The 22572-nt window shown below is 36.4% G+C and carries 25 protein-coding genes and 1 other annotated feature; of the genes, 6 read left to right on the top strand and 19 right to left on the bottom strand.

Annotated elements, in window-relative coordinates:
* The first annotated feature begins 4 nt into the window (after positions 1-4).
* The 4 genes from AAIB49_RS03215 (at position 5) to sigK (ending at position 1995) form a co-directional block, all read left to right on the top strand.
* Positions 5-481, top strand: coding sequence for a Na+/H+ antiporter subunit E (locus AAIB49_RS03215; protein ID WP_186871462.1), 477 nt, complete (start codon positions 5-7; stop codon positions 479-481).
* Complete coding sequence (locus tag AAIB49_RS03220) at positions 482-793, top strand: Na(+)/H(+) antiporter subunit F1 (RefSeq protein WP_343457201.1); 312 nt, start codon at positions 482-484, stop codon at positions 791-793.
* A complete protein-coding gene (gene mnhG, locus AAIB49_RS03225) occupies positions 774-1142 on the top strand; it encodes a monovalent cation/H(+) antiporter subunit G (RefSeq protein ID WP_343457202.1) in 369 nt (122 codons plus the stop codon). Before AAIB49_RS03220 ends, mnhG begins: the two co-directional genes overlap by 20 nt.
* Positions 1143-1290: 148 nt before the next feature.
* Positions 1291-1995, top strand: coding sequence for an RNA polymerase sporulation sigma factor SigK (gene sigK, locus AAIB49_RS03230; RefSeq protein WP_339214568.1), 705 nt, complete (start codon positions 1291-1293; stop codon positions 1993-1995).
* Positions 1996-2154: 159 nt separating this feature from the next.
* On the opposite strand, the gene mtnN is transcribed toward sigK, so the two are convergent.
* The 17 genes from mtnN to cymR all read right to left on the bottom strand — a co-directional run bounded on the left by mtnN (position 2155) and on the right by cymR (position 18453).
* Positions 2155-2844: a 5'-methylthioadenosine/S-adenosylhomocysteine nucleosidase gene (gene mtnN / locus AAIB49_RS03235; RefSeq protein ID WP_339214566.1), complete on the bottom strand. Its 690-nt coding sequence runs from the start codon at positions 2842-2844 to the stop codon at positions 2155-2157.
* A 19-nt stretch (positions 2845-2863) separates the two neighbouring features.
* The gene (locus tag AAIB49_RS03240) at positions 2864-3556 is read right to left on the bottom strand and encodes a YrrS family protein (protein WP_343457203.1); all 693 of its coding nucleotides are present in this window, start codon (positions 3554-3556) and stop codon (positions 2864-2866) included.
* Between the two features lie 239 nt (positions 3557-3795).
* Positions 3796-4272, bottom strand: coding sequence for a transcription elongation factor GreA (greA, locus tag AAIB49_RS03245; RefSeq protein WP_186870334.1), 477 nt, complete (start codon positions 4270-4272; stop codon positions 3796-3798).
* A 114-nt stretch (positions 4273-4386) separates the two neighbouring features.
* Positions 4387-5046 carry a uridine kinase gene (udk, locus tag AAIB49_RS03250; RefSeq protein WP_186870333.1) on the bottom strand — a complete coding sequence of 220 codons (660 nt, stop codon included), beginning with the start codon at positions 5044-5046 and terminating at the stop codon, positions 4387-4389.
* Positions 5047-5061: 15 nt separating this feature from the next.
* A complete protein-coding gene (locus tag AAIB49_RS03255; protein ID WP_343457204.1) occupies positions 5062-5700 on the bottom strand; it encodes an O-methyltransferase in 639 nt (212 codons plus the stop codon).
* 142 nt (positions 5701-5842) lie between these two features.
* Complete coding sequence (mltG, locus tag AAIB49_RS03260; RefSeq protein ID WP_339214560.1) at positions 5843-6958, bottom strand: endolytic transglycosylase MltG; 1116 nt, start codon at positions 6956-6958, stop codon at positions 5843-5845.
* 267 nt (positions 6959-7225) lie between these two features.
* Positions 7226-7513, bottom strand: coding sequence for a DUF1292 domain-containing protein (locus tag AAIB49_RS03265; RefSeq protein WP_339214558.1), 288 nt, complete (start codon positions 7511-7513; stop codon positions 7226-7228).
* 16 nt (positions 7514-7529) lie between these two features.
* A complete protein-coding gene (gene ruvX, locus AAIB49_RS03270; protein ID WP_339214556.1) occupies positions 7530-7943 on the bottom strand; it encodes a Holliday junction resolvase RuvX in 414 nt (137 codons plus the stop codon).
* Complete coding sequence (locus AAIB49_RS03275) at positions 7944-8216, bottom strand: IreB family regulatory phosphoprotein (protein ID WP_186870346.1); 273 nt, start codon at positions 8214-8216, stop codon at positions 7944-7946.
* Positions 8217-8319: 103 nt separating this feature from the next.
* Positions 8320-10962: an alanine--tRNA ligase gene (gene alaS, locus AAIB49_RS03280; RefSeq protein WP_343457205.1), complete on the bottom strand. Its 2643-nt coding sequence runs from the start codon at positions 10960-10962 to the stop codon at positions 8320-8322.
* Between the two features lie 130 nt (positions 10963-11092).
* Positions 11093-11296: a binding site (T-box leader), on the bottom strand.
* 42 nt (positions 11297-11338) lie between these two features.
* Positions 11339-12406, bottom strand: coding sequence for an AI-2E family transporter (locus tag AAIB49_RS03285; RefSeq protein WP_343457207.1), 1068 nt, complete (start codon positions 12404-12406; stop codon positions 11339-11341).
* A gap of 45 nt (positions 12407-12451) precedes the next feature.
* Positions 12452-12646, bottom strand: coding sequence for a hypothetical protein (locus tag AAIB49_RS03290; protein ID WP_186870326.1), 195 nt, complete (start codon positions 12644-12646; stop codon positions 12452-12454).
* A gap of 74 nt (positions 12647-12720) precedes the next feature.
* The gene (gene recD2, locus AAIB49_RS03295) at positions 12721-15045 is read right to left on the bottom strand and encodes an SF1B family DNA helicase RecD2 (protein WP_339214550.1); all 2325 of its coding nucleotides are present in this window, start codon (positions 15043-15045) and stop codon (positions 12721-12723) included.
* Positions 15046-15073: 28 nt separating this feature from the next.
* Positions 15074-15730 carry a tetratricopeptide repeat protein gene (locus AAIB49_RS03300; RefSeq protein ID WP_343457208.1) on the bottom strand — a complete coding sequence of 219 codons (657 nt, stop codon included), beginning with the start codon at positions 15728-15730 and terminating at the stop codon, positions 15074-15076.
* Positions 15731-15741: 11 nt separating this feature from the next.
* Positions 15742-16854, bottom strand: coding sequence for a tRNA 2-thiouridine(34) synthase MnmA (gene mnmA, locus AAIB49_RS03305; RefSeq protein ID WP_339214548.1), 1113 nt, complete (start codon positions 16852-16854; stop codon positions 15742-15744).
* A 10-nt stretch (positions 16855-16864) separates the two neighbouring features.
* On the bottom strand, positions 16865-18007 hold the full coding sequence (locus tag AAIB49_RS03310; protein WP_343457209.1) for a cysteine desulfurase family protein: 1143 nt from the start codon (positions 18005-18007) through the stop codon (positions 16865-16867).
* A 26-nt stretch (positions 18008-18033) separates the two neighbouring features.
* Positions 18034-18453, bottom strand: a complete 420-nt coding sequence (cymR, locus tag AAIB49_RS03315; protein ID WP_186870321.1) for a cysteine metabolism transcriptional regulator CymR — start codon at positions 18451-18453, stop codon at positions 18034-18036.
* 181 nt (positions 18454-18634) lie between these two features.
* Between cymR and AAIB49_RS03320 the strand changes: the two genes are divergently transcribed.
* Entirely contained in the window at positions 18635-19918 is a 1284-nt protein-coding gene (locus AAIB49_RS03320; RefSeq protein ID WP_339214545.1) for a replication-associated recombination protein A, read from the top strand.
* A 256-nt stretch (positions 19919-20174) separates the two neighbouring features.
* On the top strand, positions 20175-20840 hold the full coding sequence (locus AAIB49_RS03325) for an RsfA family transcriptional regulator (protein WP_339214543.1): 666 nt from the start codon (positions 20175-20177) through the stop codon (positions 20838-20840).
* Positions 20841-20991: 151 nt separating this feature from the next.
* Here the strand turns inward: AAIB49_RS03325 and AAIB49_RS03330 are convergent, their stop codons facing one another.
* Positions 20992-21855: a PP2C family serine/threonine-protein phosphatase gene (locus AAIB49_RS03330; protein ID WP_343457210.1), complete on the bottom strand. Its 864-nt coding sequence runs from the start codon at positions 21853-21855 to the stop codon at positions 20992-20994.
* Positions 21822-22262, bottom strand: coding sequence for an HIT family protein (locus tag AAIB49_RS03335; protein WP_186870318.1), 441 nt, complete (start codon positions 22260-22262; stop codon positions 21822-21824). The genes AAIB49_RS03330 and AAIB49_RS03335 overlap by 34 nt, the downstream gene beginning before the upstream one ends.
* Positions 22263-22572 lie beyond the last annotated feature (310 nt).

Genomic DNA, 22572 nt, shown 5'->3' on the forward strand with positions numbered 1-22572 from the left:
GATTATGCCATTTCAAATTATTATTAACCTAATTATTGCCATCATGTGGATGTTCCTTAGTGAATCGTATACGTTAGCAAGCTTTATTGCTGGATATATTTGGGGTATTCTCTTAGTGCTCTTGCTAAATCGGTTTATACCTGGTCGATTTTATGGAATACGGGTCGTAAAGATTGTAAAGCTTCTTCTTCTTTTTGTGAAAGAGTTATTCCTATCAAACCTCGGTATTCTTAAACTGGTTTATACACCTAAACCAGAAATAGAACCAGGAATATTTGCACTACCATTAGAGGTGAAAAGCAATTGGGAAATTACTATTTTAGCTCATCTAATTTCCTTAACACCTGGTACCCTATCTGTTGCTGTGTCAGATGAAAATGACATATTGTACATTCATGCGATGGATATTGATGAAGTAGATAAATCCGTTAAGGAAATAAAGGAAAGTTTCGAGAAAGCGATCCTGGAGGTGACAAGATAGATGGAAGAGGCTATAAAAGTAACAGAATTAATCCTGGAATATACCATTATTATTTGTTCAATTGCTATTGGAATTTCACTAGTACTACTCCTCTATCGTACGTTTAAAGGGCCTACTAACCCAGATCGTGCCGTTAGTTTAGATACAATTGGAATAAATCTCATGGCATTGACAGGGATTGTAGCCATTCACCTTTCTACTCCATATTTAAACGACGTGGTTTTACTCGTTGGAATTCTTGGATTCCTTGGTACACTTGCTACGGCAAAATATGTAGAAAAGGGTGTTATTATTGACAGGGACATGGATTGAATTAATTATAAATATTGTTGTTAGCTTATTATTGGTGATTGGTGCATTTGTAACATTATCTGCATCGATTGGAATAATACGTTTCCCAGACATCTTCACGAGACTACATGCAGCAACGAAGGCTTCCACACTTGGAGTAACTAGCATCATATTAGCTGCCTTCCTGTACCTATTAGTTAAGGAAGACATCGTAAGTGGGAAGCTGTTACTCGGTATATTATTTATTTTGATAACCGTTCCGGTTTCATCACATATGATCGGTCGCGCAGCACATATTAGTGGTGTTAAGCCTGTTACAAAAAATCGTACCGATGCATTTGAAGAAGCGATGCGAAAACGTCAATCATAAAAATGGACGCTTTAAATGGGATGTTCTCCCTTTAAAGCGTCCTTATTTTTTGCTTGTATTTGTTTAAATGGACAGACACAAGACACGCTCTAACGACATACTGTGTTTATATAGGCTATAGCCCAGCCTGGTCAGGAGGTGTATGTGTTTGTCCGGAATAATGAGTGTCCTTGCATTGCTAATAAAGGAAGCTCTATTCTTTGTTTCCTATGTAAAAAATCATGCTTTTCCACAGCCATTATCTTCAGAGGAAGAAGCCAAATATATCGAAGAAATGCAAAATGGTAGTGAAGAAGCAAGAAACAAGTTAATTGAACATAATTTAAGACTTGTTGCCCATATAGTTAAAAAGTTCGAAAACACTGGCGAGGATATGGAAGATTTAATCTCAATTGGTACTATTGGTTTGATTAAGGGGATTGAGAGCTTCTCTGTTGGGAAAGGTACCAAGCTCGCTACGTATGCGGCTCGTTGTATCGAGAACGAAATACTGATGCATTTAAGAGCCTTAAAAAAGGTAAAGAAAGACGTTTCATTACATGATCCTATCGGTCAGGATAAAGAAGGTAACGAGATTAGCCTTATTGACATTTTACAAGCTGAAAACGAAAATGTCATTGAATACATCCAATTAAATATGGAAATTGAAAAAATGCAGGATTATTTTTCCATTCTAGATAAACGCGAAAAAGAAGTAATTATTTATCGCTATGGATTGAATGATAAAAAAGAAATGACACAAAGAGAAATCGCGAAGAAGTTAAACATATCCAGAAGTTATGTATCACGTATCGAAAAAAGGGCTTTAATGAAGGTATTTCATGAGTATTATCGTAATGAACGAAAAGGATAAGAAATGCATGCTTACATGATGATAAGAAGATTATAAAGGCTGTCGGATAGCATCAACGACAGCCTTTACTATTAGCTTAATAAGGTATGCAATCAGTTCGATTTTTAACCTTTTTTCATGTTGTAATACCTTAAGTAATGAAGCCCGTACCTTACCAATCTAAATGGCTTTTAACAGTAAGATAATTAATGCCGATGCGTTTTTTGCTGCTGTTTCTAAAAAGGCATCAAAGGATACAGAAGATTCCTTTCCGGCTATATCAGACAATGCTCGAATTACGACAAATGGGCAATTATACTGGTATGATACTTGTGCAATAGCAGCCGCTTCCATCTCACTAGCTATCATATTCGGGAATTTCTCACGTACAAAACGAACTCGTTCAGGATCATCCATAAAGGAATCACTTGTCGCAATTAATCCAACCTCACCATTTATATCTAGTTGTTCAATTGCCTTCATCGTCTTTTCCACTAATGAGGAATCAGCTTGATATGTTGGTGGCATTCCTGGAACTTGTCCATATTGATAGTTAAAAGCTGTTACATCTACATCATGGTGCACAACCTCAGACGATACTACGATGTCCCCAACTTCCAGTTTAGAAGAAAAGCCACCAGCAGAACCCGTATTAATAATAAACGTAGGGGCGTATCTTTCCATTAATATCGTGGTAGCCATGGCAGCATTCACTTTACCAATACCAGATTGAAGTAGTACTACTTCTTTCCCTTCTAAATGACCTTTTATAAATACGCAATTAGCGATTATAGTCTCTTCTGTGTCTATCATTTTCTTTTTTAAAATTTCTATTTCTTCATCCATTGCGCCAATGATACCTATTGTCATGATGTATATCCTCCTATTACTATTCAAATCTCCATTTTTCATCGTTTTCCTTCAATACTTCTACCAAAGTCGGCTGCCATCCTTGGTTATCTATCCAACTTATATATACACGATATATCTCCGTTTCAGCTCTATTTGATACTGTTCCGATCACCTGTTGATCACCGCCACGCTTCACCCACCAAGTAATCAAGTCATCTTCAGCTAATCCAGTAGCTAAAAGAATAGCCTTTTCCATTTCTATTCTATCTTGTGAACCGTCATCGAATACGACGGTATGTGGCCCACTTTGTTCTGTACCAACCGGCTGCCAATCCGCAGTAAATGCACTAATTACATTATCATCATCAGCTGCAACTGGATCTGTAGTTTTCCTTTCAACTGATTGGTTATCACTTTCTTGGCTAGAATTATCTTCCTCTGACGGTTCATTATTTTCTTCATCTTCCTCAGAGGAATTCTCTTCCGTTTCAGTAGATTCCTCCTCTAATTCAGAATCATCTGTTTCAATATCGTTATCTCCTTCTGACACTTGATCAGGATTAGCACTTTCATCTTTCTCGTCAGGTTTATCATTAGGACTGAAAATCCATAAACCTAAAAGAAGAATAATAAGGAAGCATGCAGCAACAATTAGTATAGACATTAGCTTTGTATTTTTACGTCTTTTTTCGAATTTGTTTACACGAGATTTTCTATCAAATTCACTCATTCTATCGTTCCCTCCCTATGTATACCTTATTATATTACCATAACTTATATGCTAGGAATAATATCCTTTGTTTACTTTCCTGTTTCACTTTCATGAAAAAATAGAAGTTAGAACAAACGTGATTACGTTTTGTCACAAACTTAAAGTAGTTATCTTAAAGGATAGAGAAAGATGAGTGATTCACAGGTAATTTATATGCAATCGAAACAAAAAGCGGAGCAATTTACTCCGCTTTTTATCTATTCTACTTTTAATATTTTTACTTGGATTTCTCCGCCAGGGGTTACTACTGCTACTTCTTCCCCTACTTCATGTCCAAGAAGACTTTTCGCCATTGGTGAGTCATTCGAAATTCTACCCTCAAAAGGATCTGCTTCTGCACTTCCTACAATCGTGTATGTTTCCTCGTCACCATCTGGTAGCTCTTGGAACGTCACGGATTTACCTAAAGAAACCATATTAGGATTTTCATTATCATTCTCAATGATTACTGCATTTCGAATCATCTTTTCAACCTGAGAAATTCGGGATTCAACAAATGCTTGCTCATCCTTCGCTGCATCATACTCAGAGTTCTCAGATAGGTCACCGAAATCACGAGCGACCTTAATTCGTTCAACAACTTCTTGTCTTCTTTCCGTTTTTAAATAAAGAAGTTCTTGTTCTAACTTTTCTTTCCCCTCTTGTGTCATGTAATAACTTTTCTCTACAGCCATAAAAAACACTCCTTTGTCTATCTACTGCTTTAAATCAAGAATACCTTGATTGTGTTATGGGATAACCCAATTCAACTAAAAAGTATACTATCCATAACTATGGCAGATTTTATTTTACTTTTCAATACTTTTGTTTAAACTATTTTCTTTATTTTTTGACAAAATATCCGCGATTTTTGTCGCCATAATGTCAATTGCGACGTGGTTTTCTCCACCTTCAGGAATGATAATATCTGCATAACGCTTCGTCGGTTCTACAAATTGTAAATGCATTGGTCTTACAGAGTTTAAGTATTGATCAATAACCGAATCAAGAGATCTTCCACGATCCTTGATATCACGAAGCAACCTTCTAATAATTCTAAGGTCAGCATCTGTATCAACGAACACTTTTATATCCATTAAATCCACTAAGCGAGGATCCTCTAATATTAATATTCCCTCTAAAATAATTACATCCTTAGGTTCTACCGTAATAACTTCCTTCGAACGATTGTGAACCTTGTAGTCATATACAGGTTTATCTATGGATTTATGATTTAATAAATCATGAATATGTTGGATTAATAAATCATTATCAAAAGCAAGTGGGTGGTCATAATTTGTTTTTAAACGCTCTTCAAACGGTAAATCACTTTGATCTTTATAATAATAATCTTGCTCTATTACAAGAATTGTTTTATCTGAAAATCGCTGGCAGATTGATTTCGTTACAGAGGTCTTCCCACTTCCACTACCACCTGCAACTCCAATTACTACTGGTTTGTCTTGCATCTTGCTACCCCTTTTCTATTTTTTATAACTAATTGCAACCCCATCACCAATAGGTAATATCGTTGTGATAAAGCTAGGATGATTTACCAGCCATTCATTATACGATCGAATTTTCTCGACCATTTTCTTGTAACGTGGGTGGTCAAAATTTGGATCAAGGACATAGCCTCGAAATAACACGTTATCTGAAATAATTACACCTTGATCAGCTAATAGCGGGAAACATAATTCAAAAAAACGCTTATAGCTACCCTTCGCAGCATCTATAAAGATAAAATCATACGTATTATTACTTTCTGCTAGCCTAGTTAACTCCTCTATGGCATCACCATGTATAATGTTAATTGCCGCTTCCTTGTTATTTTTCGTAATATTTTCTATTGCTTGTTGGTACCTTTTGTCATCTCTTTCAATCGTTGTTATGGTAGCTTCTGGATTGGCTTCACTCATTCTTAAAGCTGAATACCCAATAGCTGCACCAATTTCTAAAATTCGCTTCGGTTTAGATAAACGAATTAACTGCATTAGAAAATTTATCCCAATGGAATCCATAATTGGGACACGATCGATATGTGCTTGCTGTTCAATGTCTTTTACCCAATCCTCTGATGGAGGAAGGTGACGGTTCAAATAATTTAATAACTGTTCATCCATTTCTAACCCTCATTTATGCTTATCCTATTAGGATACCAATTTGTGGTAATCTTATGCTTAAATCCTTAATCAGTAATAAACGTGCTGACACCACATGCAAAAAAACGGGAAATGTGAATAGATTCTTCACACTTCCTCGAGATTAATTAATATATTGTGACTTATATGCGTTATGTTCTTCTAATGTCTCAGAATAATAAATATTACCATCTTCATCATGTAGGAAATAATAAAAATCGGACTCCTCAGGATTAATGGTAGATTCTAATGCACTTTCCGAGAAATTTGAAATAGGCCCAATAGGTAAGCCATTAATCTGGTACGTATTAAATGGTGAATCCACCTCTAAATCGGATAATAACACCTTTTCCTTATGACCACCTATCGCATATAATACGGTTGGATCAGTCTGTAACGGCATACCAATCTCTAATCGATTAAAGAAAATACCAGCAATTTTTTTACGTTGATCTTCTGTCACTGCTTCCTTCTCTACAATCGACGCCATTGTTACCGCCTCATGTAAGGATAATCCCCTTTCAGAAATACTATCAACATATTGACTGATGACAGCTTGAGACTTGTCCAACATATTTTCAATTATTAATTCCACTGGTGGATCTTCTTGATAGAAATCATATGTTGCCGCAAAAAGATATCCTTCTAGTGCAAACCGTAGTTCTGGATTGAGAATATCCTCCGTTAGTATGGAATACTGTTCAATAAGTTGATTGATATACGCTTCGTCCGTTACCTTTTCCAAGAATTCTTCTTCTGTAATCGGAAGTTTATCTGCATATATGCTTGCGATTTCTTCAATGGTTAGACCTTCTGGAATAGTAACCCTGTAAACTGGTTCCTTCGTTATTCGACCACTTTTTAAGGACTCTATAATTTCATCAATCGTCATTGACTTCGTGAATGTATAGTTTCCTGCTTGAAAGTCTGACTCATTTTTAAACTTTATATAGAAGCGAAAAATCATCGAATTTTTGATAATTTCATTTTCCTCAAGTATATTGGCAATACTTGAAGTGGATGAACCTAAAGGAATTTCTATCTCAACACCTTGCTCATTACCAGGGTCCACTGGTTCTAAAGCCGATTTAACATAGTTGTATCCAACTATACCACCGATAGCAAGGATAATGATAATGGTAAAGATAACAATTGCTACTATTTTGCGAACTGTACGTGCTTCTTCACCTCTAGCAATTAAATTATCTTTAAAAGTACCTTTATCTTTTCCTTTCGACATTCATCGTCCCCCTCTCATCCGGTATATTATACTAAAAAATGACAATATACGCTAGGATTTATCCGTTTATACATGAAAAGTGGCTCATATGTATCCTATTATTTCCCCAAGAAATACAATTTAATTGTGCTATTACCTAAGTTCCCTGATGCTATAGTAAAGGACTGATATAAGCTTTAAAAAATGATTTTAGCTAATAAAACAAAGATCCCCTATCACATTGTAAAGTGGTAGGGGATTCTTTTAACTTTGTTTTTTGGATAACGTTTAGTCGTTCAATTCTTCTTCTTCTTCAGCTAATGTATTTAGCATTTCTTCTACAATATCCCACTCTTCATCTGACTCAATAGCAAATAATGAAATATCCTCATCATCTTTTTCTTCATAACGGAAAGCATAAACTTCTACTTCCTCGTCATTTTTTTGTTCAGCAGGAACGACTGCAATGTAAGAATTTCCTGTATCATCTACATCAAATGTAAATAATACCTCAAATAAATGTTCTTCACCATTTTCATCAGGAATGATGATGCGTTCTTTTTCTTCAATAGCCATATTATTAGTCTCCTTTTTACTTTTGATCAAGATAGCCTTGTAAAATCATCATAGCAGCCATTTTATCGATCACCTTTTTACGCTTCTTTCGACTGACATCTGCTTCGAGTAGCACTCGTTCAGCTGCCATCGTCGTTAAGCGCTCGTCCCATAATATTGTTTGGAGATTGTACTTTTCTTCCATATACGCGGCAAAACGCTGTGATGCCTCACCACGTTCCCCAATCGTTCCATTCATATTTTTAGGTAAGCCAATGACTACTTTTGATATATTATGCTCATCAATTATGGTTTTTAATTGACTATCTGCTGAATGAATATCATTTTCATCCCATTTAATCGTTGTTAATCCTTGGGCTGTCCATCCCAATTCATCACTTATAGCGACTCCAATTGTCTTAGAGCCAACATCTAAACCCATTATCTTCATTTAAATACCTTTTTTATATTGCTGTTCTAGATAATATTTGACAAGTTCCTCAATCACTTCATCACGTTCAATTCTTCGGATCAAATTTCTTGCATCTTTATATCTTGGAATATATGCTGGATCCCCGGACAATAAGTAACCAACAATCTGATTAATGGGATTGTATCCTTTTTCTTGAAGTGCCTCATGGACAGTCATTAAGATTTCTTTTATATCTCGATCAAATGGCTCTTCCGAAAAGTTGAATTTCATGGTTTTATCATTTGAACTCATCACGACACCTCATTCCGCTTTTTGACTCTCTATTCATTCTACCATGTTTGAAAGATTAAATATAATATTTTCTAACATTAGTAAGCTACAGTAGTATACATCATTATGCTTTAAGGTTCGATTCCACGTACTGTTTTGTGAAATCTAATGCATCTTTAATTTTACTAGCATCTTTTCCTCCAGCTTGGGCCATATCAGGGCGTCCACCGCCTCCTCCGCCACAAAGCTGTGCAGCTCCTTTAATTAAATTACCAGCATGTAATCCTCGTTCGATTAGATCCTTTGAAACTCCTGATGCAAGTTGTACTTTATTGCCACTTTCTGTTGCTAATAAAATTATGGCAGAACCAAGCTTTTGTTTCAACTCATCAACCATCGTTCTTAATTGGTTCATATCTTTCACATTAACTTTTTGAGCTAACACCTTAATACCTGAAACTTCTTCTACCTGCTCCAAAATAGAGGAAGCTTCTAAATTGGAAAGCTTAGCACTTAATGATTCATTTTCTTTTTGTAATGTTTTAATCTCTTGGAATAGTGTCTCGACACGTTCTGGTACTTTCTCATCTTTTGTTTTCACTAATTGAGCTGTATTTTGGAGAAGATTAACCTTTTCTGATAAGAATTGATAAGCAAATTTACTTGTTACTGCTTCAATACGGCGCGTACCTGCACCAATTCCACCTTCTGAAACGATTTTAAATAAACCTATTTCTGAAGTGTTTCGAACGTGTATACCACCACATAATTCAAGACTGTAATCACCAATACGAACAACTCGGACAACCTCACCATATTTTTCTCCAAATAAAGCCATGGCGCCCATTTCTTTTGCTTCTTTTAGACTCTTATAGCTAATATCTAAAGGAATGGAATCCCAAATTTTTTCATTAACAATTTTTTCAATTTGGTTTAACTCTTCTATAGAAATTGCATTAAAGTGAGAGAAATCAAATCGTAGTCGATCAGATGCAACTAAAGAGCCGGCCTGATTGACATGTGTTCCAAGTACATCTTTTAACGCCTGGTGTAGTAAATGGGTTGCTGTATGGTTCTTAATTACTAAGTTTCTGGATTCAGAGTCCACCACCGCTTTAACAAGATCACCAACACGTAATTCACCCTCTTCTACAACAGTACGGTGAATGTTTTGTGATTTAGGTGACTTTTGTACATGCTTCACAGAAGCCTTCCCATTACTGTTAGTGATTATTCCATGGTCTGCAATTTGCCCGCCACTTTCTGCGTAGAATGGCGTTTCTTGTAGGAAAATCAATACTTCTTCATCTTTCTTAGCACAATCTACTAATTCTCCATCCTTCAATAATGCCACTATCTTCGTATCGGATTCTAACCTATCATATCCGATAAATTCACTCTCTACGTCTAATTTACCAAGCACTTCATCCTGAACATGCATAGAATCTACCTTTTGTCGAGCGTTTCTAGCGCGTTCACGCTGTTTTTCCATTTCTCTATCATATCCAGCTTCGTCTATACTAAATCCTAATTGTTCCACATATTCTGCTGTTAATTCTTTAGGAAAACCATACGTATCATACAGTCGGAATACTTCCTCACCTGGGAATACAGTTGAACCTTTCCCTTTTTCTTTTTCAATAATAGTAGTTAGAATATCTAGCCCTTCATTCAAGGTTTCATGGAAGCGTTCTTCTTCTACTTTGATAATATTTTGTATAAAGTCATGTTGCTGTAGGACAGTAGGATAGAAATCTTTCATGATTTCTCCAACCGTTTTAACTAATTCGTACATGAATGGTTTTTCGATCCCAATTTCTTTCGCAAATCGAACTGCTCGACGTATTAGTCTTCTTAATACATAGCCTCTTCCATCATTTGATGGTAGTGCCCCATCACTAATCGCAAAACTAACCGTTCTAATATGGTCAGCAATTACTTTATATGCTGTATCACTCGTTTTCGCTACCCCATACTTTACATTTGCTAATTGCTCTGTCTTCTTAATAATTGGCATGAATAAATCTGTTTCAAAGTTAGTTGGTACATCTTGAATTACGGAGACAATACGTTCTAGTCCCATTCCTGTATCAATATTCTTCTTAGGAAGTGGTGTATACGTATCATCTGGATTATGATTAAATTGTGAGAATACTAAGTTCCATATCTCTAAGTATCGGTCGTTCTCGCCACCGGGATATAATTCTGGATCATTTGGATCATTGCCATAGCTTTCTCCGCGATCATAGAAGATTTCCGTATTCGGACCACTTGGACCTTCACCGATATCCCAGAAGTTTTCTTCTAAACGAATGATTCGCTCTTTCGGCAGCTTAATATTGTTTAACCACATTTCATACGCTTCATCATCCTCCGGGTGAACAGTTACAGATAGCTTCTCGGGATCTAAGCCTAACCATTTTTCACTCGTTAAAAATTCCCATGCGAATGCAATCGCTTCTTTCTTAAAATAATCTCCAATAGAGAAGTTCCCTAACATTTCAAAGAATGTATGGTGTCTTGCTGTATACCCTACATTTTCAATGTCATTTGTACGGATTGATTTTTGAGCGTTAACAATCCGAGGATTTTCTGGAATGACACGACCATCAAAATATTTCTTTAATGTCGCTACCCCACTATTTATCCATAATAATGTTGGATCATCTTGTGGGACTAGTGAAGCACTTGGTTCCACTCTGTGGCCTTTTTCTTGGAAAAAGTCCAAATACATTTGTCTAATTTGAGCAGATGTTAATTTTTTCATCTATATCCTCCTTTTAAAATTATTCATAATTGATTTTTCGGGTGTCCAATTCATATTAGCACGCTACAGTTCATTTACACGCTATTATGTAGTAATTACACCAATAAAAAAATCTCCTCTCTGCAATATTTGCAGGGACGAGATTATTCGCGGTACCACCCTAATTATGGACATTACTATCCATCACTTAAGCATGATAACGGTATGAAACCGACGGGGATTAGCCGTACTCAGGTTTAGCTTTCCATGGTTCTAATTTAAGATTTCTTACAGCCTAGGAAACCTCTCTCTAGAAAATCGAGTGCCATGTACTCAGAACCTTCATCGTATTAAATAATTATTGATAGCGATATTATAGATAACTTTACCTAAAAAGTCAATTTTCTCTAATCATAATCCAAGTATGTTTCATAATGACCCGCAATATCGTAAATGCAGGTACAGCCACTACCATTCCTAAGACGCCACCAATTTTACCACCTAGTAATAAAGCGAAAATGATGACAACGGGATGAATTCTAGTACTTCTACCAACGATGTATGGGGAGAGTAAATTACTCTCAATTAATTGAATAACAAAGACACCAATAACGATAAACAGGACCATTTTTCCTGAAACGGTTAAACCAATTAATACCGCTGGAACTGCTCCTATAATTGGTCCAAAATATGGTATGAAATTCATAATGCCCATAAATATAGCAAGTAGCAAGGCATAGTTCAATCCCAAAAATTGAAACACAATATATGACGCAATAGCAACAAATAGACTAACTAATAATTGTCCACGTAAATATCCACCTAAGCCTTCATCAATGGCATGGACAAGATTACTAGAATTATCGCGATACTTAGACGGGATAAACCGTTTGACATATCCTTTGATTTTCTCATAGTCCTTTAAGAAATAAAAAACTAATACCGGAATAACCGTTAATAAAACAATAAAATCGATAATTTTGGTTACGCCACCAACTAACTTACCTATCCATCCGTCAAGACTCGATTCAATCGACAGAATAGTCTCTTCAATCCTATCATGAACGGTTTCCGGCAAAAATGACGTAGACGCATAAACTTGATAGATAAGATCTTGATACATAGCAATTAACTGTGGTAAATACGCATTAAAATCCCGTAATTGTGCCACAGCTGCAGGATAGACACGATAAATTAAATAGCCAAGTCCACCGAAAAACAGAATGTATATCAGTAAAATTGCAATACTTCTAGGAATATTGTATTGATGTATTTTCTGGACAATAGGATACAGCAAATAGGCGATTAAACTAGCAATCAAAAAGGGTGCTGCTAAATGCAACAGGAAAGAAAAGAACGCCTTATAATAAGGAAATAGCTTTACAAGCAAATAAATAAATAAAAATACAAATATCCCTGTCACGATATAATAAAGAAAATGAATCGGTTTTTTTTGAGAAAACATCTGGTACACCCCTTTAGTCATGAATTTTTGTTCAAAACTAAAGGATTACCATTCTAGTTTTCTTTCTTCTTCTGTAAATAAATCATTGAGCGAGCTTAAACTGCCATCCGCTTCAACTTGATGCACGGTTAATTCATTACCTGATACAGACATTTCTACAAAACAATTCCAGCAATAGTACTGCTGTGAACCAATTTTTCCTATATCTTTACTACTACAATTCGGGCATCGCATTAACATAAATACTAATCTCTCCTGGAAATAATTTATAAGTATTATGTTATGCTTTCCCTTTTTCTCCAAAATATACATCCTTACATGAAATCATAAGGGGAAATATCGTATTCCTCTTCTACTGTATCCCCACTTGAAACTTGTACGTCTCCTAATCTTTCGGTTAACTGTTCCTGTAAAGATGTATACCGTTTATTCGTATCCTTCATCTGAATTCCTCGTAAAAATGCTTGTTTCTCACCACATACTATAAGTGATTTCTGTCCTCTTGTAATCGCAGTATATAATAGATTCTTCCGTAACATACGGTTATACGTGGACACAACAGGTAATATAACGATAGGAAACTCACTTCCTTGGGATTTATGAATAGAGATACAATATGCCAGCATTAAGTTGTCATAGTCCTTTCGCTCATAGACGACTTCCCGTTCATCAAATGACACCACTAATTGCTCTACATTCTCTGTATTTTCATTTTCTCTGAAAATAGCAACTACCTCACCAATATCACCATTATACACATGATCTTCCGGTTGATTAACTAACTGGATTACTTTATCTCCAATTCGAAAAACGGTGTCATGATGCCTAACTTCACGCTTTCCTTTTTCTGTTGGATTAATTAATGCTTGTAGGGCATTGTTAATGATGGTGATTCCTGCCTGGGACTTATACATCGGTGCTAATACTTGAATATCTCGAACATCAAGCCCTTTATTCATCGCCTTCTCAAACACCTTAGTAATGACGTCTACGACATGATGCTCCCGGCAAGCAATAAAGCTAAAATCTTTATCATTTGTTAAGCTGTCCACTGAGCATGTATCATTCTTTATACTATGAGCTAATTGGATTATCTTTGAGCCTTCTTTTTGCCGATAAACTTCATGTAGGCTTACTTTTGGAATATGATTATTTTCCAGCAAATCGGTTAACACCTGTCCCGGGCCAACAGATGGAAGTTGATCCTCATCTCCAACGATTAGTACTTGCATATCCGTAGGAATGGCTTTAAATAGATTATTAGCTAACCATATGTCTACCATAGAAAACTCATCAATTATGAGATACTTTCCGTTCAAAGGCTCATGCTCGTTCTTCTCAAAGCCTTCACTACCATTCCAACCTAAAAGGCGATGTATCGTAAGAGCTGGAAGACCTGTCGATTCATTTAATCGTTTTGCTGCTCTCCCTGTTGGTGCAGCAAGGACAAAAGGAAAGTCCTTCTTATGCTCATAGTCTGCTATGTCTACTGAAAGATTATGAACAGCAGCATATGCCTTAATAATTCCTTTAATAACGGTGGTCTTACCCGTTCCAGGACCACCTGTAAGAATCATCAGTTTTGATTTTAATGCTTGCTCGATAGCCGCAAACTGTTCCTTCCCATAGCTAAGGATTTCTTCCTCTTCAATTTTCCCGATAATCTTCATTAAATCAGCTAGCGTAGTAGCTTCATCCATCTGAGACGAAATTAATCGTTTAATACTAGAGGCAAATCCATCTTCTGCATAATATAAAGACGGTAGATATACTTTGCCTTCATATAGGATTATATTCTTTTCCTTATTTAACTCTTCTATCGTACTTTTGATTTCTTCCTCTGTTAGGACATACTCCTGATTACTTAATAACGCCCTGACTTCATCAAGGCATTGGTTTAATGGCAAGAATGCATGGCCATCCTGCACACTTCTTTGCAATATATAAATACATCCAGCTCCAATTCGATTGGGGCTGGATAGAGATAATCCATTCTTCTTTGCAATCTCATCTGCTGTCTGAAATCCGAAACCTTCCACATCAAATACTAAGCGGTATGGATCATCTTCTAATAACTCTATCGTTTCATCCTTATATTGTTCATAGACTTTCTGTGCCATTTTAAGCCCAATATTATACTTTGCTAAGTAAACAACTACATGTTCAAAGCCTTGATTCTCTTGTAACGTCTTAACAATTGTATTAGCAGCTTCTTTCTTTAGCCCTGGCACGGAATCTAAAATAGAAGGGTTATTTAAAATAGAAGAAACGGTAGATTCTCCTAAATGATCGACAACCTTCTTGGCAGTTCTTTTTCCGATTCCATAAAACATATCACTAGATAAATAAGCGATTAGTCCATCCTTTGTATCTGGAATAAATGTTTGATAGGAAGTAACACTATATTGCTGTCCATATTTAGGATGCTTTTCAAGCTGACCAATAAATCGATACACAGTCCCTTCTTGCAATTGGGAAAAATAGCCCTTTATGACAATTTCTTTCTCATCATAGTTTAGATTAGTATCTAGTATTTTTACCTTGGCAATGGAAAAATGCTCTACATCATTATGAAAAATTGTATAGAGAAGCTCTCCCTTTATATATTCTTCGATTTCCATAGGTTGAAGTTGGTCCATACTAAATACCTCACATTCCATACCGCAATTAATTTATTGCTTCCTCTGCTACCCGCTTTCCATTCGCTGCTAGCACATGGTTCGGATTATATTTTAGTGCTTCATCAAAATATGCTAATGCACTAGTTACGTCTTCTTCGAATAGTGAAATGACGCCTAAGTTATATAAAGCATCACTATGGCTTTCATTTAATTCTAACACCGTTTCGAATACCTTTTTAGCATCCGATAATAATTCACTCTGCGCTAAAGCAAGTCCATACTGAAACACAACCTCCTCATCTTGAGGTGTTATTTCCTTTGCTCTTAAAAGGTACGGCAAAGCTAATTTAAATTGCTGTTGGTTTTGATGAGACATTCCAAGCATAAAGTAAACGTCTGCTTCTTCTAAACCTAATTTAATCGCTTCAAGAAAGTTCTGTTGTGCTTTTGGAAAATCTTCCATTTCAAAATAAGCATTTCCAATCCCATAATAGGCTGTAGCAGTTGTATCATCTAACGATAAAGCCTTTTGAAAGAAATTAATGGCACTTTCATGCTCACCAATATGCAATAATAAATTACCAAAGTTTATAAACCCAACCGGATCATTGGGATTTTCTTCGATATATTCATTAAATAGATTAGCTGCTTCTTCATATTTACTTTCTTTCATTAATTCGACTGCTTCTGCAATTTTACTCATTGTCGTACTCCCTATCCAACATAATCTAATACGTTGTTTTGTTTCTTAACTTTGTCTATAGTTCCACCACCAAGACATACCTCACCATCGTAGAATACAACAGCTTGACCTGGTGTAATAGCGCGTTGACTTTCATCAAATACTACCTTTAAGTCACCATTATCTAATACATGTACTGTTACCCCACTGTCTTCTTGACGATAGCGGAATTTTGCCGTACACGTAAAGGTTTTCTCTACTGTATCAGGATTAATCCAATTAACATCTGTCGCTAATAGTTCATCAGAATATAGATATTCATTACTGAAGCCTTGTTCCACATAAAGAATATTTTTCTTTAGATTTTTACCAACAACAAACCATGGATCACCTGAACCACCGATTCCTAGTCCTTGACGTTGACCAATCGTATAATACATCAATCCATCATGCTTTCCCTTCACTTCTCCATCAAGGGTTTGCATTTCACCAGGTTGTGCAGGTAAATATTCACTAAGAAATTCTTTAAAGTTACGCTCACCGATGAAACAAATTCCCGTGCTATCTTTTTTCGTAGCAGTAGCTAAGCCGTGTTCTTTGGCAATTTCACGCACTTTTGATTTTGGTAAGTGACCTAGTGGAAACATAACCTTTTCTAAAATATCACTAGATAATTGATTTAGGAAATATGTTTGGTCTTTATTTGAATCTACTCCGCGTAACATTTCATACTTTCCATTATGTTCACGAACTTGAGCATAATGTCCAGTAGCTAAATAATCCGCTCCTAAATCTAGTGCATAATCTAAAAATGCTTTAAACTTAATTTCCTTATTACACATTACATCTGGGTTAGGTGTGCGCCCTGCTTTATATTCATCTAAGAAATACGTAAACACTTTATCCCAGTATTGCTTTTCAAAGTTAACGGAATAATACGGGATATCCAATTGATTACATACACGAACAACATCTTCAAAATCTTCTGTTGCCGTACAGACACCAAATTCATCGGTATCGTCCCAGTTTTTCATAAAAATACCGACTACATCATACCCTTGTTCCTTTAATAGTAGTGCAGCTACTGATGAATCGACTCCACCACTCATTCCTACAACAACACGTATATCTTTATTTTCTTTCATTATGAACACCCTACTTTACTAATCGTTTTATAATTTTGGCAACACGATGTGCTGCTTCTTCGACATTTTCACTAGTATTGGCAGCTCCAAAACTAAATCGAATCGAGTTAGTTGTGCATGGGTTATTTTCACCATAAATCGCTGTTAATACATGTGATGGTTCCACCGAACCTGCTGTACAAGCACTTCCGCTAGATGCTGCTACTCCAGATAAATCAAAGTTAGCAAGCAACTTTTCTACATTACCACCCGGAAAGCTTACGTTCACAATCGAAGCAATGGTGCTATTTATGTCTCCATTCACACTAAAATTAATGCCTTGTTCTTTCAATACCTGTAAAAACTGTTCCTTATATGCTGCATACTTAGTATTACGAATTTCTCTTTCTCTAATCATTACTTCTACTGCAGTCTGAAAACCGACAACGCCAACAACATTTTCAGTCCCTGGGCGGCGTTTTCGCTCTTGCTCGCCACCGAATTGCAAGGCATTCAATTTAATCCCTTCTCTTACATATAAAAAACCAATTCCTTTTGGACCGTTTATTTTATGTGCAGAGACAGATAATAAATCCACACCAAGCTCTTGTACGTTTATCCCTATTGTTCCATAGGCTTGAACAGCGTCGGTATGGAAATATGCTGGATGATTCTTTAACAATTCCCCAATTTCCTTAATTGGTTGAATGATTCCCGTTTCATTATTCACATACATAATCGAAACAAGAATCGTGTCATCTCTTAAAGTATTTTGAAGGTCACTAACGGAAATCTTCCCATCCTCCTTAACAGGAAGATACGTTACCTCAAAGCCCTCTTTTTCTAAATGCTCAGCAGTGTGCAATGTTGCATGATGCTCCATAGCCGTCGTAATGATGTGTTTTCCTTTATGCTGGTTCGCTTTTGCTGTTCCAATTAAGGCAAGATTATCTGCCTCGGTTCCGCCACTAGTAAAAATAATCTCTTTTTCATTAGCATGGATACTTCCAGCAAGAACTCGCCTTCCTTCATCTAATAATTGCCTCGCTTTTCTGCCAAACGAATGGACACTCGAAGGATTTCCAAACACCTCTTCATAAACTGGTACCATTGCATCAATTACTCTTTTATCCATCGGTGTAGTTGCAGCATGATCTAAATATATATGTTCCATTACGCTCGTCCTTTCTAGTCATTAAATCAAATGTAAAACATATATCCTTCTAATGGGTCATCCTTCTCATGGTTGACCAAATCTTCCAATGTCGTCTTATCTAAAACATCTTTAACAGCCTCTGTAACACGCTTCCATAATGCCTGCTTGGCTGGTTCCTCATCCTCGATTCCCTCTACTAAAACAATCGGTCCCTCTAGTACTCGAATGATATCCCCTGCACTAATCTCTTTTGGATCCTTTGGTAAGATATATCCGCCATACGCTCCTCGAATACTCTTAATGAGTCCGGCATTTCTAAGTGGTGCAGCCAGTTGCTCTAGGTAATGTTCTGACAAACTATTTTCTTTTGCAATTGTTTTTAATGGAATTGGGCCTTCTCCATAATTACGTGCAAGCTCCAGCATAATCGTCAGCCCATAACGTCCTTTAGTTGAAATTTTCATTTACTATAACTCCTCTAATCCTTACCGTTTTTCCTATTACTTCTATATTAACTATACCATTATCATCTTAAACTTTAAAATACATGGTATTATAGCATGAAGTTAGTCTTCTTGCATTTTTTTCGAATCAAGCTTAGGCTAAGATTACCAAACTATTATAATTTATAAAAGGACGATGAAGATGAAACATCAACCACTAGCCTATCGACTAAGACCTAATCATATAAGTGAAATCATTGGACAAGAACATTTAGTTGGGGAAGGAAAAATCATAAACCGAATGGTAAAAGCAGAGAAGCTGGCATCGATGATTCTTTATGGGCCGCCGGGTACTGGTAAAACATCGATGGCAACAGCGATAGCAAAGACGCTTAAACTTCAAGTTAGAAAATTAAATGCAGTCATTGATAAAAAGAAAGATATGGAAATAGTTGTAGAAGAAGCAAAAATGTCCGGTTCCATGGTATTAATCCTAGATGAGGTACATCGTTTGGATAAGGGAAAGCAGGATTTCCTACTTCCTCATTTGGAGAGCAATTTAATAACATTAATAGGCTGTACGACAAGTAATCCCTACCACGCAATTAACCCTGCCATTAGAAGTCGTTGCCACATATTTGAATTACATGCCTTAACACCATTAGATGTCAAAAAAGCTATCCAAAGAGCACTAACTGATTCAGACAATGGATATGGTAATGAGAAAGTTATTCTTACTGATGAAGCGCTAGAGCACTTTTCACAAAGTTCTGGTGGCGATATGCGATCTGCTTTAAATGGGTTAGAGTTAGCTGTGGCATCAACACCACCAAATCAAGATGGTGAAATCGTTATCAACATCGACATTGCAGAGGAATGTATGCAACGCAAGAGCTTTTCCCACGATAAAGATGGTGATGCTCATTATGATGTATTATCAGCTTTCCAAAAGTCGATTCGTGGTAGCGATGTTGATGCGGCATTACATTACTTAGGTAGATTAATTGAAGCTGGTGACTTAGATTCAATCGCTAGAAGAATGATCGTTATTGCCTACGAAGATATAGGACTAGCCAATCCACAAGCAGGTCCTCGTGCAGTTGCGGCAGTAGAGGCGGCAGAAAGATTAGGCTTCCCAGAAGCAAGAATTCCGCTAGCAGTTGCCATTGTTGAGCTATGCTTATCACCGAAATCAAATACAGCATATCAAGCTCTTGATGCTGCCATTGCTGATATTCGCAGTGGTAAAAGCGGTGATATTCCAAAGCATTTAAAAGATGCACATTATCAAGGAGCGTCCAGTCTAGGTAGAGGTGTAGACTATAAATACCCACATGATTATCCTGGCGGTTGGGTTTATCAACAATATTTACCTGATACCATAAAAAACAAACAATACTACTCGCCAAAGGAAACCGGAAAATTTGAACAAGCTATGAAACAAGTGTATGAGAAGATACTAAAAGAGAAAAAGAATCATAATTAAAGAGGTATAAGCTAGGCATCCTTAATTGATGCCTAGTTTTTTTATGCATCTTCATATAACAATCCGTTAAAAATTATATCCTCCTAACGTATAAAAAAATCATCTCCCGTCTAGACTATGTAAAAGGAAATAATGTCCTAAAAGTCAATTCTAAAACTGTCTATCTAATGAACTGACTTTTTGACTTAGAAAATTTACTAGTTAAAAAATCTATTGTTTTGATTAGGTAGTTATGGAAAAAGGAGATGAAACATACATGACAAAAGTTAGACAGGATGCATGGTCACATGAGGATGACTTACTACTTGCAGAAACTGTACTGCGTCATATTCGTGAAGGAAGCACACAATTAAATGCCTTTGAGGAAGTCGGAGACAAGCTCAATCGTACATCAGCAGCTTGTGGCTTTAGGTGGAATGCTGAAATCCGAAAAAAATATATTAATGCGATTGATTTAGCTAAAAGGCAACGTAAAGAGAAAAAACGAGCCATTGAGAAAGCGAAGAAGGCGAATAGAGCACCAGTTATTGCCTTTCAACAAAACTATGAAACCCCTGTAACAGAAGATACTAGTAGAGAGCCAGAGTATACTACACCATCGCCTATAACATTGGAAACCGTTATTCAATTTTTGAACCAACTCAAAAAAGACTATTATGCTTCCAATCAATCAAAAGTATCTCTTGACCAAGCACAGAAAGAGAATGCTTTACTAAAAGAACAGATTAATAAACTTGAAAAGGAACTCTCAGAGACGAAACAAGAGCTATCTACTATTCAAGAAGATTATAAAGTATTCGTCCAAATCATGGACCGCGCAAGAAAGATGACGGTATTAGAAGACCAAGGCTCGTTTAAAGCTCCTGCTTTCCGGATGGACAAGAATGGTAACCTTGAGCAAATTGCACAGGGATCTAACTAAGCAACAGATAACCCAGTCGATATAAGATTTGTTTGTAAGAAAAGCATAGTAGATATAGAAAAATCCGAACTACTTATCACGATTCTATTAGAAGAATTTGAATTAGTTCGGTTTTTTCTTTTTGCACTATTTACCCCAAAAGAAATTAGGCTTAGCTTTGTTCCTCATCTACTTCATCACTAGGTCTTGTCACAGCTGAATCGACCGTGACATCCCAAGCAATAATCGTGGTGCTATCTCGAACATGATGATGTTGTATTGTTTGCAGTAATTTTTGAATGCCTTTATGATTGGAATGTTTACTCATCATTCGATCGATATCAACAGGAGATGCAAATGGATCATTAGGGCACTCAATTAATCCATCAGTCGTTAAAAAAATACGATTTAATCCTTTTCTTAGTTCTCTGACACCACTACTATAACAGGGAACCGATTGTTCAAATGTATTCACTTTCCCTATCCATTCATAAAAATGCCGTTGGTTCACTTGATATTGACCTAATTCGGCAAGCTCCGGATGAAATACATAGCAAAGACAATCCCCAACAGAAAACCACCATAGATACTTCTCTTTTCTTAATACAAGTAAACACGCCGTCTCTCCTTTAACTTTCCGACATGCTCCGAGAAATGCCCCATCCATAAACATATTAACTATGGTATGCTCTATATCCTTTATCCCTTTAATAGATGGGTCATTGCATAGATCTTGTATATGACTTTTATTGGCATTTATTTGATTCATCACTAATTCTGCACTTTCCGCTGAATGATGGGCATCTAATAAAACAGCAAACTCCCAACATTTATTTTGATCAGTCCATACGAGACATCCATCCTCATTTTTATATTGACCTGCAGAAGAATTTCCACCGAAGTTCCCTATTACGACATGACTAAGTTGCTGATCATTAATCTGATTTACATAATCTATTTGACTTCCTATCCAGGTGTATTCCTTTATCCTACCCTCCATCATTACTTCTCCAGATACGCTTTTATTTTTTTGCACAGCTGAATCACCTCTTCGTTATCACCAAAAGGTGCTTCCTTCCAATCGTAAACCGCCATTGGTCCCCAATAATTTTCAGGCGTATTTGGATAACGTGCAACTAGATGCATATGAAGGTGTGGAACGCTATTTCCCGAAACTAGTGAGTAAACATGCTCTGCCCCAACACTTTGAACTAAAGCTTTACTGACACGTGCCATCATAACCCCAAATACTTTTGCTTCCTCTATCGTCAAATCAGCAAGGGTTGGAGCATGTCGCTTCAAATCAATCATAATATGACCTAGATAATTCGGTTTTCCATTTTGATCGATATGTCCAACATACACGACATCATCCTCATAGATGGTTACGCCCGAAGTAGAAATTTCCCCCGTATGTTTAGCACAAATAAAACAATCTTCCATTTCCATCCCCCCCATTATGAATACCATTTCCTAAACTTCGCTCACCTGTTGATCATAAATTAATTCTATTTATTAATAATGTTTCGAAAATACTATATGAAATTATCTAAAAAGTCCATACTTTGTTATAGTTTTTCGTTCATGATTGTAGTATCCAGATATAACGATTATTCCAAACAGCAAAATAGAGTAGGCGCATGAATCACTCATGCGCCTCTCGCAGTTCCGTACGTGCGGGTCATCGCATACGGCTCCTCCATGATTATTCCCTTTGGGAATGATGTTCATTGTAAATATCAACCAGAGAAAC

The organism is Ornithinibacillus proteolyticus (assembly GCF_039581225.1).
GTDB classification, from domain to species: Bacteria; Bacillota; Bacilli; order Bacillales; family Amphibacillaceae; genus Ornithinibacillus; species Ornithinibacillus massiliensis.